This is a genomic window from Streptomyces sp. NBC_01006, assembly GCF_045162725.1.
Lineage (GTDB): Bacteria > Actinomycetota > Actinomycetes > Streptomycetales > Streptomycetaceae > Streptomyces.
In genome coordinates, this window is the sequence record NZ_CP108700.1 from 4,044,889 (window position 1) to 4,057,187 (window position 12,299).

Sequence of the window (12,299 nt, forward strand, 5' to 3'; positions counted from 1 at the left end):
GGCGGGGCCGCCCGTCGGGTGGCCCCGCCCGCCCGGAGGGGTCGGCTAGGCGTCCGACATCTGCGGCATCTCGCCCGTCGTCTTCGACATGTCGATGACGGCGAACGCCGCGCCCTGCTGGTCCGTCACCGCCGCGAAGCGGCCGAAGGGGCTGTCCATCGGGCCGAAGTGGAGCTTGCCGCCGTGCTTCTTGGCCTTGGCCACGGCCTCGTCGCAGTCCGGGACCGAGAAGTAGACCTGGATGTACGGGGGGATCTCGGGCGGGAACTCGTCGCCCATGCGCATCCGGCCGAGGACCGGGTTCTCGCTGCCGGCGACGCTGAAGATCTTGAAGTCCATCCCGGCCGCCTCCGGGTCGTCGCCGGGCTCCATCTTCTGGGCGGAGTACGGGAAGACCTTCGGGAGGAACCCGTCCGCCTTGGCCGGGTCGCGGGTGAAGACCTCGGCCCAGGCGTACGCGCCCGGCTCGCCGATCTTCTCGAAGCCCTTGTGCTCGCCCGGCTGCCAGACGCCGAAGACCGCGCCGCTCGGCTCCTTGGCGATCGCCATCGTGCCGAAGGTGCCGACCTTCATCGGCTCCATCATCAGCTCGCCGCCGGCCGACTTGATCTTCTCGGCGGTGGCCGCCGCGTCGGGCGAGGCGAAGTACAGACACCACTGCGACGGGGCGTCTGCGCCCGGCATCGGCGGGACCACGGCCGCCACCGCCTTGCCGTCGGAGTACGCCTGCGTGTAGTTGCCGTACTCACTGGACGACTCGCCGAAGGTCCAGCCCAGCACGTCGGAGTAGAAGGTCTTCGCACCCTCCACGTCCTTGAACATCGCGTCCACCCAGCACGGAGCGCCTTCCGGGAACTCAGCCATGATCGATCGACTCCTGTGTCGTTTCGTCGGTTTTGCGCGGTTCTCACGCTAGGGCCGCGGTGTGCCGACCGCGCGGGGAAGGCGGCCGCGCGGGAGGCTGGATCCATGGACATCACGATGCGGCTGGCCCAGCAGCCGGAGGCCGACGAGCTCCTCGGCCGCAGCCCGCTCGCGGCGCTCGTCGGCATGCTGCTCGACCAGCAGGTGCCGATGGAGTGGGCGTTCTCAGGCCCGTACACGATCGCCCGGCGGATGGGGGCGGACGACTTGGACGCCCATGCCATCGCCGCTGCCGATCCCGAGGCCTTCGCCGCGCTGCTCTCCGAGAAGCCGGCCGTGCACCGCTACCCCGGGTCGATGGCGAAGCGGGTGCAGCAGCTGTGCGCGTACCTGGTGGAGCACTACGACGGGGACGCTGAGGCCATCTGGCGCGACGTACGGACCGGGGACGAGCTGCTGAAGCGGCTCAAGGAACTGCCCGGGTTCGGCGAGCAGAAGGCCCAGATCTTCCTGGCGCTGCTGGGCAAGCAGCTCGGCGTACGGCCCAAGGGCTGGCGCGAGGCGGCCGGCGGCTACGGCCCGGCGAACGTCTACCGCTCGGCGGCGGACATCACCGGGCCGGAGTCCCTGGCGAAGGTGCGGGCCCACAAACAGGAGATGAAGGCCGCCGCCAAGGCCGCCAAGGCGGAGAAGGGCGGCTAGCCGGTCAGAGCGCGGCCGCGGCCGGGGACGGGGCCGGGCGCTTGCGGAGCGCCGACGCGTAGACCTCGTCCGCGTCGAGCCGGCGCAGCTCCTCCGAGATCAGCTCGGCCTTGCTGCGGATCTTCAGGGCCACCTTGCGGTCGGGGCTGCCCGGCAGCATCAGCGTGGCCAGCGCCCCGTCGGGGCGGTCCACCGTGATCTCGCCCGCCGCGGTCGCCAGCCGAACCCGGGTGATCACGGGCCCGTCCGTGGTGATCCGCTCCACCGGCACCCCGAGCCGGTCGTGCAGCCAGCGCGCCAGCAGCTCGGCGCTCGGATTGTCGGCCTCGCTCTCCACCGCCGCGCCCGTCACCGGCAGCGGCTTCTGGTCCATCGCGGCCGCCAGCAGCGCCCGCCACGGCGTCAGCCGGGTCCACGCGAGGTCGGTGTCCCCGGGGGCGTACGCGGCGGCCCGCCGGTCCAGCACCTCCACCGGGTCGGCGACGGCCTCCGCGTCCGTGATCCGGCGCTGCGCGAGCGCGCCGAGGGGATCGCGCGCCGGGTCGGCGGGGGCCTCGGCCGGCCACCACACCACCACCGGCGCGTCCGGCACCAGCAGCGGGAGGACCACGGAGCCCGCCTGCTCGGTGAGCGCCCCGTGCAGGCGCAGCAGCACGATCTCCCCGGTCCCGGCATCCGATCCGACCCGCAGCTCGGCGTCCAGCCGGGTCTGGCGGAGTTTGTGCGAGCCGCGCGAGGTGCGCTTGATCACCACGATGATGCGGCAGGGGTGTTCGCGCGAGGCCTCGGAGGCCGCGCGGACGGCGTCGTACGCGTTCTCCTCGTCGGTGGCGATGACGAGCGTCAGCACCAGGCCCATCGTGGGGCTGCCGATGGCCCGGCGGGCATCGAGCAGGGCCCGGTCGATCTTGCTGGACGTGGTGTCGGTGAGTTCGGTCCGCATGGGGCGAAGTCTGTCAGCGCCGAAGCCTCCGGCGGCACCCCGGCGGCGGATCCGGCCGCCGGAATCCGTCACGTACCAAGCAGAGGGTGCCTCACCTGCGCCGCTTCGCCGTCCCGAACAGCGACCGCGAGATCTCCCGCCCCACCTGGGTCCCGATCGACCGGGCCAGCGAGCGGAACAGCCCGCTCCCCACCACCTGCTGAGCGAGCGACGGATCCGGCTTCGGGGCGCTGCGCGCCGCCTTCGCGGCCTCCTTGGCCTGCTTCTCGGCCTCCGCCCCGGCCGCGGCCGCCTCCGCCGCCGCCTCGGCCGCAGCCTGCTCGGCGCTGATCTTCTCGTACGCCGACTCACGGTCGACCGGCTCCGCGTACCGCGGATAGAGGAGCGAGGACTTCACCGCCGCGTCGAGGGCGGCCGCGTCGATCGGGCCCATCAGCGACTGCGGGGCGCGCAGCCGGGTGGCCGCCACCGGGGTCGGGGCGCCCTTCTCGCTGAGTACGGTGATCACCGCCTCGCCCGTGCCGAGCTGGGTCAGCAGCTCCTCCAGGTCGTACGCGGAGTTCGGGAAGGTCTTCACGGTGGCCTTCAGCGCCTTCGCGTCGTCCGGGGTGAAGGCGCGCAGCGCGTGCTGCACCCGGTTGCCGAGCTGCGCGAGCACGTCCGCCGGCACGTCCTTGGGGGTCTGCGTCACGAAGAAGACGCCGATTCCCTTCGAGCGGATCAGCCGCACGGTCTGGGTGATGGACTCCAGGAAGGCCTTCGAGGCGCCGTTGAACAGCAGGTGGGCCTCGTCGAAGAAGAAGACGAGCTTCGGCCGCTCCAGGTCCCCGACTTCCGGCAGGTCGCCGTAGAGGTCGGCCAGCAGCCACATCAGGAAGGTGGAGAAGAGCTGCGGTTTGTCCTGGACGGCCGGGAGTTCCAGTACGGAGACCAGCCCGCGCCCGTCGGCCGCCGTCCGCAGGAATTCGCCGGTGTCGAATTCCGGCTCGCCGAAGAACTCCGAGGCGCCCTGCTGCTCGAATGCGGTCAGGGAGCGCAGGATCACCCCCGCCGTCACCGTGGACAGCCCGCCGATGCCCTTGAGCTCGGCTTTCCCCTGGTCGGAGACAAGGAAGGCGACGACCGCCCGCAGGTCCTTGAGGTCGATCAGCTCCAGTCCCTTGGCGTCGGCGTAGTGGAAGATCAGGCCGAGCGACTGCTCCTGGGTCTGGTTGAGCTGGAGCACCTTCGACATGAGCACCGGGCCGAAAGCCGTCACGGTGGCCCGTACCGGAATGCCCGGTCCGATCCCGCCCAGCGAATAGAACTCGCTCGGGAATCCGGTCGCCTCCCACTGCTGGGCGACTTCCTTCGCCCGTTCCCCGACTTTCTCGTTGGCCGTGCCCGGTACCGAGATCCCGGATACGTCCCCCTTGATGTCGGCGAGGAACACCGGGACGCCGCCCGCCGACAGCTGCTCGGCGATGAGCTGGAGGGTCTTCGTCTTGCCGGTGCCCGTGGCGCCCGCGACCAGGCCGTGGCGGTTGAGCATCGACAGCGGGATGCGGATCTGCCGCTCCGGCAGACAGGTGCCGTCCCAGAGCAGGGCACCCAGTTCGAGCGCGGGTCCGGTGAAGGCGTACCCGGCGGCGATCTGGTCGGCCGGGGACGCGGGGTCGGTGCTCTCGCTCATACATCACTCCCGAAATAGCCCTGCATGTCACTTTTGCACCTGCTTGGCAAGGCTGCGCCCGCAGGCACCGGCCCGGTAGGCTTTCCGTGTGATCTTCAAGCGCATCGGAAACGGGCGGCCGTACCCCGACCACGGCAGGGAAACCACCCGGCAGTGGGCGGATGTCGCCCCGCGCCCGGTCCGGCTCGACCAGTTGGTGACGACCAAGGGGCAGCTGGACCTCGAAACGCTGCTCGCCGAGGACTCGACGTTCTACGGGGACCTCTTCGCCCACGTCGTGAAGTGGCAGGGCGACCTGTACCTGGAGGACGGGCTGCACCGCGCCGTGCGCGCGGCCCTGCAGCAGCGCCAGGTGCTGCACGCGCGCGTACTCGAAATGGACTACTGAGCCGGAACACGCCGTAGGCGAGCCCGAGAAGCGCTACAGCCCGGGCGCCGCTTGGGTTTCCGGTTCGCCAGAATTGCGCCTTTCGGGTCGGTCTTGCCCTATCAACAGATCATTTGGTGGGCATCACAGGCGGGCGGTATTACGCTGCGCCCATGAGCATGCTCACTCCCCCCGGCATGGGCGGAAAGTACCGCGTCACGGGAGCGGCTTACCCCCGCATGAGGCGACCGCGGCGACGCCGCCGCATCGTCTTCACCGTGCTCGGAGCAGTCCTCGGTCTGGCCCTGCTCGGTTACGGATCCGTGCAGCTCATGAACGTGTTCCGCGGTGAGGGCGGCAGCGGCAAACACCAGGCCGCCGCGGGCAAGGACTGCGCCACCCCGAAGCCCAGGGCGGGCGCCGCGGCGGCCGCCAGCCCCGCCGCCGCCAAACCGGCCGTGGCCCTGCCCCAGCCCGGCGAGATCACGGTCAACGTCTACAACGCGACCCCGCGCGCCGGGCTCGCCAAGGCGGTCGGCGACGAGCTGAAGAAGCGCGGCTTCACTGTCGGCAAGGTCGGCAACGCGCCCGCCGACTTCGACAAGAAGGTCCCCGGGACGGGGATACTGCTCGGCTCGCCCAAGACCGACAAGGCGGCCTTCTCCGTGCTGGGCACCCAGCTCGAAGGCGATACGCAGCAGACCGACGCCCGCGACGGCGCGGACATCGACCTGATCCTCGGCGACGCCTTCAAGGAGCTCAGTCCGAAGGAGGCCGCGGACAAGGAGCTGTACCTGCTGGCCAACCCGCAGCCCGCGCCCGCCAAGACCTGCTGAACCTGAACGCGAAACAGCCGGCCGCCTCGGAAAAAGGCGGCCGGCTGTTCGGCATCCGTACCGGCGTCGGCGTCGGTGCCGGGTCCTGCTCCTGGCCCGGGTCCTACTCGGCCGAGCCGTACATGCGGTCGCCCGCGTCGCCCAGGCCCGGAACGATGTAGCCGTGCTCGTTGAGCCGCTCGTCCACCGCGGCCGTCACGACCGTCACCGGGGTGCCCGCGAGGTCGCGCTCCATGACCTCGACGCCCTCGGGCGCGGCCAGCAGCACCACGGCGGTGACGTCGTCGGCCCCGCGCTTGATCAGTTCCTGGATCGCCGCGACGAGCGTGCCGCCGGTGGCGAGCATCGGGTCGACGACGTAGACCTGCCGCCCTGAGAGGTCCTCCGGCATGCGCGTCGCGTACGTGGAGGCCTCCAGGGTCTCCTCGTTGCGGACCATGCCCATGAAGCCCACCTCGGCGGTCGGCAGCAGCCGCATCATGCCGTCCAGCATGCCGAGGCCGGCGCGCAGGATCGGCACGACCAGCGGGCGCGGGTGCGAGAGCTTCACGCCGGTGGTCGGGCCGACGGGCGTGACGATGTCCGCCTGCTCGGTGCGCACGTCGCGCGTGGCCTCGTACGCGAGGAGGGTCACCAGCTCGTCGGCGAGCCGACGGAAGGTGGGGGAGTCGGTGCGCTTGTCGCGCAGGGTGGTCAGTTTGTGCGCCACCAAGGGGTGATCGACGACCTGCAAACGCACAACATCCTCCAAGGCTCAGCTGCCGGGTTTCGACCTGCGACCTGCAAAAACGGCCGCACTTTTTCGCGACCCACGGTCAAAAGGCTACGCGGTGCGCGCACCCCCGTGCGTCCGAACCGGCAGCCGCGCCCACGGATCCGCTCCGGATGCTCTCCGGATCCGCTCCGGCCGCCCTGCGGTTGCCCTCCGGTCGCCCTGCGGATGCGACCCGCCCGGGCGCCCAGCACGCTGGACGGATGAGCAACGCACCGGTGGTCGCGGCGGTCGACGGATCCGAGGACAGCCTCAGAGCGCTGGAATGGGCGCGGACCGAGGCGCTCCGGCACACCGCCGCCCTCGTGGTCGCGCACGTGCTGCCCGACAGCGCCCAGCTGTACGCGGCGCGCCGCTCCTCCCTCGCCGACCCCTCGCAGCCGGAGCAGTACGCCGACCCCGTCGGCGAGCGCGTACGGGACATCCTCGCCGGGGCCGCCGAACTGCCGGCCGAGGTGCGGTACGAGTCGCTGGAGGGCTCCGTGCCGGAGGCCCTGCGGGTGTCGGGGGAGGAGGCCCGGATGCTGGTGATGGGCTCCCGGGGCCACGGCGGCTTCGCGGCGCTGCTGCTCGGCTCGAACAGCCGCGCCGTGGCCTCTTCGGCGGCGTGCCCGGTGGTGGTGGTCCCGCACGCGGCGCGCAGCGCCGGGGCGGATGCCACTACCGGGCCGTCCGCGGGGCGGGTGGTGCTCGGCCTGCACGCCGCGGAGACGGCGGACGACGTCGTGGCCTTCGCCTTCGCGGAAGCGGCCGCACGGGGGACCACCGTCCAGGTGGTCTCGGCGTACGCGATCCCGCCGGCGCCGAACATGGTGGTGGACAGCCCCTTCCAGGTGATCCCGCCCGAGGGCCTGGCCGACGACGGGGACGCGGTGCCCGCGGAGCGGGAGATGCTGCGCTCCCAGACGGAGCGGCTGGAGCCGTTCCGGGCCCGGTGGCCGCAGGTGCCGGTGGAGCAGGCGGCGGTCCCGGGCGACGCGGCGGAGCGGCTGGTGACGGCCTCCCGGTCGGCGGCCCTGGTGGTGGTGGGCCGCCACCACCCGCGGCGCAGCGTCGGGTCCCTGATGATCGGCTCGGTGGCCCACGCGGTGCTCCACCACGCGCACGGCCCGGTGGCGGTGGTCCCGACGCTGTCGGACGATGCCTGACAACGCAGCAACCCTTCTGAGCTGCGAAGGGGTGGCATCAATCGCCCCATCCGGGGGAAGGTGGGGTGCGGGGGGTCTGCTTCGCGCCGGCGGAGGAGGACGACCGGACCAGCCGGGGTGGTGGCGGATGCCCGACACGCAGCCGAGCCGAGAGAACGACGCGCCGCAGCAGCCGGAGACCGCGGCGCAGCGCAGGGCGCGCCGCGCGCAGTTCCTGCGCGACCTGATGGAGGCGCAGGCCCTGCGCGACCGCGTCCAGCCACGCCGCGCCCGCGCGGCCCGCATGCGCCAGCAGATGCGCATGCGCACGTTCCGCTGGTGACCGCCCGCCCGCAGCCCCGGCACCGGACGGCACCTGCTCGGCACCCGGGCACCATCCGGCACCCCCTCGGCTCGCAGGCACCGGAGGGCGCCGCGCCGAGGAGCCGGCCGGGATCCCGTGCGTGCCGCGAGGCCGCCGTAGCGCGCCGCGGCAGCCCCCGTACAACCCGCTGAGCGCACGGCGCGGAACGACGCAAGCGCCGAAGACCTCTCGCAAAGCCGCGCTTTCTGCCACGATGCCGATTGGGCGGGGTACGAAACGGCGAGCAGGACAGCCGTTCCAACCCTCCCCACCTCCGGCCGGGGGGACCTCCAACCGGCACGCCTATGACCAGTGGGAGAGTCACGGTGTATTTCGCCGCACTGCTCGCGCGCACCGAAGACGGGTGGGAAGCGAGCGACATGGAACTCGACGACGTCGAGTCCCTCAGTGATCTGATCGATCTCGCCCGTGCCGCCGCTGTCGACGACGACACGGTGGTCGCCCTCATCGAGCAGGAGGACGCCTGGTTCGGCGTCGTCCGCGTGGACGGCGAGGAGGACCCGCGGTACTACGTATCGAACGCCTCCGCGGCCTCCCGCAGCTCCTACGGCTCGATGCTGACCGACGAGCTGCTGGGCAGCGACGAGGAGGACGACGAACTCGACGAACTGGACCTGGACGGCACCGAGGACGGCGAGGAGGACACGACCACCGCGTTCACCGATGCCGACGACGAGGACGAGGAGGAATCGCCCGGCGCGGAACCGGTACCCGCCGGCCCGCTCGGCGACCCCCGGCTGCTGGACGACCTCGGCGTCAGCAACAAACAACTGATGACCCTCGACGGGGACGCCCTCTCGGAGATCGCCGAGTCCCTCGGCGCCACCGAGGTGCTGGAGGCCGTCCGCTAGTGATCACCACGCACCACCCCTTGCACGGCCCCGATCCCGTACGGGACCCGTGGCGGGACTCCATGCGCCTGGCGCTCCAGGAGGCCGCCCGGGCGGTGCCGGCCGGCGACGTGCCGGTCGGCGCCGTCGTGCTGGGCCCGGACGGGGAGCTCCTCGCCACCGGGCACAACGAGCGCGAGGCCACCGGCGACCCCACGGCGCACGCGGAGGTGCTGGCGCTGCGCCGGGCGGCCGCCCGGCTCGGGGAATGGCGGCTTCCGGGGTGCACCCTCGTGGTGACCCTGGAGCCGTGCGTGATGTGCGCGGGCGCGCTCGTGCAGTCGCGGGTGGCCCGGGTCGTCTACGGCGCCGACGACGAGAAGGCGGGTGCCGCGGGGTCGCTCTGGGACCTCGTACGGGACCGCAGGCTCAACCACCGCCCGGAGGTGATCCGCGGCGTGCTCGCGCAGGAGTGCGCGCGGCAGCTGACGGACTTCTTCCGCGACCGCTGAGGGACCCCTCGGGGGCCGATTTCATTTGATGCCGATCCTTAGGCTAGGATCCATCTCGGTAGTGTGTCCGAGTGGCCGAAGGAGCTCGCCTCGAAAGCGAGTATGGGGCAACCCATCGGGGGTTCAAATCCCTCCACTACCGCTTCGTTCGAGAGCCCCGCCCCGCAAGGGACGGGGCTCTCGGCGTTTTCCCGGCACACCTCGGTGCGTCCCGACGCGCCCCGCCGCGCCCCGACGCGTCTTTACGGATGACGGCCGCGTGACCGGGTGCCCGCTCGGCCGTTGTCACGGCATGACCAAGACCCAGCGCATGCTCGCCGCCTTCGCCCTCGCGGGGGCCGCCGCGGGCCTCGCCGCTCCCGCCGCCTCCGCCGCCCCCATGGCCCCGATCACCCTCCCGGACCTGCCGCAGGCGGCCCCGGGCATGCCGCAGGGGGCCACGCCCGGTTCCGTCCAGGAGATCGGCGGGAAGCTCAACGAGCTGGACAAGCTCGGCCGGCTGACGGAGCTGCCGAACGACCTGGCACCCGTGATCGCCCCCGCGGAGCCCGTCCTGGGCCTGCTCGGCGCCATCCAGTAGCCGAAACCGGAAGAGCCTCAGAACCCGAAGAAGGCCCCGACCAGGGGTCGGGGCCTTCGACGTACGGGCGGGGGAAGTGGCATCGGGGGGACAAGCCACTTCCCCCGACGAGGACGGAACCTGCCAGTCCGAACCGCAGTCAGGGGGAAGCTTGCGGCCCGGACCCCGCAGTGAGGCCCTGTCCCTCACCCACCGATTTCCTGCCAGAACCGGTGGGCTCGTCTTCAATACTGCGCCACCCCCGCCCTCCCGGGCCGCGGCAAAGGACCCGGACCGCCGGGCCATTGGTCCATAAAGGCCTGGTGAGTGTCCGAAGACAAACGGATAGACTCACCGGACTTTGCAGGACCGGTTGGGGAGGCCGACACCGCTCGTGGACACCAAGAAGATGATCATGGGTGGGCTCGTCGTGTTCGTGCTCTTCGTGATCATCACCCAGCCGGTGAAGGCGGCCGACATCGTCAAAATAGGCTTCCAGGGGATATCGGACGCGGCCCACGGCATCGGCGCGTTCATGACCGAATTGGTGCGCTGAACCCGTACGCTGACGCGGCCTTCCGAAACGACCGGCCCCCCACTCCGACGGGTGGGGGGCTTTCGCGTTCCCGCGCCCCGCAATACCCTCACCCAAAACACCCCATTATGCCCAACTTGCCCTCAACACGGCGATATACGGTGCTTGCACACAGTGCACATGTCTTGTGATGCTATGACCGCTTTTGACGGATGAGTTGACATGAAGGGGTGGCGTGACCGTGCCGGCCAGTACTGCGCCTCAGGTGCCACCCCAGCAGGAGCCCCCTGAGGAGCCTCCAGCGCCCCCGAGACCGCAGAGCCGGGGCGCGGACACCCGGGCTCTCACCCAGGTCCTGTTCGGGCAGCTGAAGGGCCTTCAGCCGGGTACGAGCGAGCACAACCGGGTGCGCGGGGCCCTCATCGAGGCGAACCTTCCGCTCGTCCGGTACGCGGCCGCCCGCTTCCGCAGCCGCAACGAGCCGATGGAGGACGTGGTCCAGGTCGGCACGATCGGCCTCATCAACGCGATCGACCGGTTCGACCCGGACCGCGGGGTGCAGTTCCCGACCTTCGCCATGCCCACCGTCGTGGGCGAGATCAAGCGGTACTTCCGCGACAACGTCCGCACCGTCCACGTGCCGCGCCGGCTCCACGAGCTGTGGGTCCAGGTGAACGCGGCGACCGAGGACCTCACCACCCTGCACGGGCGCACGCCCACCACCCCCGAGATCGCCGAGCGGCTGCGGATCACCGAGGACGAGGTGCTGTCCTGCATCGAGGCCGGCCGCAGCTACCACGCCACCTCGCTGGAGGCCGCCCAGGAGGGCGACGGGCTGCCGGGGCTGCTGGACCGCCTCGGCTACGAGGACCCGGAGCTGGCCGGGGTCGAGCACCGCGACCTCGTCCGCCACCTCCTCGTACAGCTGCCCGAGCGTGAACAAAGGATCCTGCTCCTGCGGTACTACAACAATCTGACGCAGTCCCAGATCAGCGCGGAGCTCGGCGTGTCCCAGATGCACGTCTCGCGACTGCTCGCCCGCAGCTTCGCCCGGCTCCGATCCGCAAACAGGATCGAGGCGTAGCTGGAACGGGTGGAGCCCGCTCCGCCGTTTCCCCACAGAATGGGCTCATTCCACTCTGTCGCTGGAGATATATGTCGACTTGGCGCTACAGCGTGTTGCCGACATGTGACATTCTGCTGGAACCGCGTTTGCCGCAGCCCCGCCTCCGGTATTCAGGTGGAGGCTGCGTTCCTCCGACGGGCGCGCCGTACGCGACCGTCCGCGACCTCAAGGGGGTGGCATGTCCGTAGACCAGGGCAGCTCCAAGGTGCTCACGCTCGAAAAGAGCGAAGCGCCGGCAGCACTTGCAGCGCCTGTTGTGCCTGCAGCGCCTGTCCGCTCGGAAGCCATCGACACCCGCACCCTCTCCCGCTCCCTCTTCCAGCGACTTGCCGCCCTGGACGCGGACAGCCCCGAACGGGCGTACGTACGCGACACCCTGATCGAGCTGAACCTGCCGCTGGTGCGGTACGCGGCCGCCCGCTTCCGCAGCCGCAACGAGCCGATGGAGGACATCGTCCAGGTCGGCACGATCGGCCTGATCAAGGCGATCGACCGGTTCGACTGCGAACGCGGCGTGGAGTTCCCGACGTTCGCGATGCCGACCGTCGTGGGCGAGATCAAACGATTCTTTAGGGACACCTCCTGGTCCGTGCGCGTCCCGCGCCGCCTCCAGGAGCTGCGCCTCGCCCTCACCAAGGCCAGCGACGAGCTCGCCCAGAAGCTCGACCGCTCGCCTACGGTGCCGGAACTGGCCGCCGTACTCGGGGTGTCGGAGGAGGACGTCGTCGACGGCCTCGCCGTGGGCAACGCGTACACCGCCTCCTCGCTCGACTCACCCTCTCCCGAGGACGAGGGCGGCGAGGGCTCGCTCGCGGACCGGCTCGGGTACGAGGACACCGCGCTGGAGGGCGTCGAGTACCGCGAGTCGCTGAAGCCGCTGCTCGCCAAACTCCCGCCCCGGGAACGGCAGATCATCATGCTGCGGTTCTTCGCGAACATGACGCAGTCGCAGATCGGCGAGGAGGTCGGCATCTCCCAGATGCACGTCTCCCGGCTGCTGACGCGCACGCTGGCGCAGCTGCGGGTGGGCCTGATCGGCGAGTAGCCGCGCGCAAGAGGGTTCCCACCT

At 71.1% G+C, this 12,299-nt stretch carries 15 protein-coding genes and 1 tRNA gene; 12 read left to right on the top strand and 4 right to left on the bottom strand.

All coding sequences use genetic code 11. The features are described from left to right. Positions 1-45 precede the first annotated feature (45 nt). Entirely contained in the window at positions 46-864 is an 819-nt protein-coding gene (locus OG509_RS18445) for a VOC family protein (RefSeq protein ID WP_406183585.1), read from the bottom strand. A 105-nt stretch (positions 865-969) separates the two neighbouring features. On the opposite strand from OG509_RS18445, the gene OG509_RS18450 reads away from it, so the two are divergent. Then, positions 970-1,566 carry an HhH-GPD-type base excision DNA repair protein gene (locus tag OG509_RS18450; protein WP_406183586.1) on the top strand — a complete coding sequence of 199 codons (597 nt, stop codon included), beginning with the start codon at positions 970-972 and terminating at the stop codon, positions 1,564-1,566. Between the two features lie 4 nt (positions 1,567-1,570). On the opposite strand, the gene opcA is transcribed toward OG509_RS18450, so the two are convergent. Then, on the bottom strand, positions 1,571-2,509 hold the full coding sequence (gene opcA / locus OG509_RS18455; protein ID WP_406183587.1) for a glucose-6-phosphate dehydrogenase assembly protein OpcA: 939 nt from the start codon (positions 2,507-2,509) through the stop codon (positions 1,571-1,573). Between the two features lie 91 nt (positions 2,510-2,600). After that, positions 2,601-4,181: a helicase HerA-like domain-containing protein gene (locus OG509_RS18460; RefSeq protein ID WP_406183588.1), complete on the bottom strand. Its 1,581-nt coding sequence runs from the start codon at positions 4,179-4,181 to the stop codon at positions 2,601-2,603. Between the two features lie 88 nt (positions 4,182-4,269). Here OG509_RS18460 and OG509_RS18465 point away from each other — a divergent pair, with 88 nt between their 5' ends. Both OG509_RS18465 and OG509_RS18470 read left to right on the top strand, forming a co-directional pair. Beyond that, on the top strand, positions 4,270-4,569 hold the full coding sequence (locus OG509_RS18465) for a type II toxin-antitoxin system VapB family antitoxin (RefSeq protein ID WP_030160221.1): 300 nt from the start codon (positions 4,270-4,272) through the stop codon (positions 4,567-4,569). A gap of 152 nt (positions 4,570-4,721) precedes the next feature. Continuing rightward, a complete protein-coding gene (locus OG509_RS18470; RefSeq protein WP_406183589.1) occupies positions 4,722-5,384 on the top strand; it encodes a LytR C-terminal domain-containing protein in 663 nt (220 codons plus the stop codon). A gap of 103 nt (positions 5,385-5,487) precedes the next feature. On the opposite strand, the gene upp is transcribed toward OG509_RS18470, so the two are convergent. Next, entirely contained in the window at positions 5,488-6,123 is a 636-nt protein-coding gene (upp, locus tag OG509_RS18475; protein WP_030160225.1) for a uracil phosphoribosyltransferase, read from the bottom strand. Between the two features lie 236 nt (positions 6,124-6,359). Here upp and OG509_RS18480 point away from each other — a divergent pair, with 236 nt between their 5' ends. The 9 genes from OG509_RS18480 to OG509_RS18520 all read left to right on the top strand — a co-directional run bounded on the left by OG509_RS18480 (position 6,360) and on the right by OG509_RS18520 (position 12,275). Further along, positions 6,360-7,304: a universal stress protein gene (locus OG509_RS18480; RefSeq protein ID WP_406183590.1), complete on the top strand. Its 945-nt coding sequence runs from the start codon at positions 6,360-6,362 to the stop codon at positions 7,302-7,304. Between the two features lie 127 nt (positions 7,305-7,431). Further along, on the top strand, positions 7,432-7,626 hold the full coding sequence (locus OG509_RS18485) for a hypothetical protein (RefSeq protein ID WP_387283583.1): 195 nt from the start codon (positions 7,432-7,434) through the stop codon (positions 7,624-7,626). 347 nt (positions 7,627-7,973) lie between these two features. After that, a complete protein-coding gene (locus tag OG509_RS18490) occupies positions 7,974-8,519 on the top strand; it encodes a hypothetical protein (RefSeq protein ID WP_406183591.1) in 546 nt (181 codons plus the stop codon). After that, positions 8,519-9,010: a tRNA adenosine(34) deaminase TadA gene (gene tadA / locus OG509_RS18495; protein WP_134073040.1), complete on the top strand. Its 492-nt coding sequence runs from the start codon at positions 8,519-8,521 to the stop codon at positions 9,008-9,010. Before OG509_RS18490 ends, tadA begins: the two co-directional genes overlap by 1 nt. Positions 9,011-9,067: 57 nt before the next feature. Beyond that, positions 9,068-9,152, top strand: a tRNA-Ser gene (locus OG509_RS18500). 150 nt (positions 9,153-9,302) lie between these two features. Next, positions 9,303-9,590 (top strand): hypothetical protein, encoded by a 288-nt coding sequence (locus tag OG509_RS18505; RefSeq protein ID WP_403739296.1) that lies wholly within the window; start codon positions 9,303-9,305, stop codon positions 9,588-9,590. A 373-nt stretch (positions 9,591-9,963) separates the two neighbouring features. Next, positions 9,964-10,125 carry a hypothetical protein gene (locus OG509_RS18510; protein ID WP_159046037.1) on the top strand — a complete coding sequence of 54 codons (162 nt, stop codon included), beginning with the start codon at positions 9,964-9,966 and terminating at the stop codon, positions 10,123-10,125. 220 nt (positions 10,126-10,345) lie between these two features. Next, positions 10,346-11,188 carry an RNA polymerase sigma factor SigF gene (locus OG509_RS18515; RefSeq protein WP_406183592.1) on the top strand — a complete coding sequence of 281 codons (843 nt, stop codon included), beginning with the start codon at positions 10,346-10,348 and terminating at the stop codon, positions 11,186-11,188. A gap of 220 nt (positions 11,189-11,408) precedes the next feature. Further along, a complete protein-coding gene (locus OG509_RS18520; RefSeq protein ID WP_053692469.1) occupies positions 11,409-12,275 on the top strand; it encodes an RNA polymerase sigma factor SigF in 867 nt (288 codons plus the stop codon). Positions 12,276-12,299 lie beyond the last annotated feature (24 nt).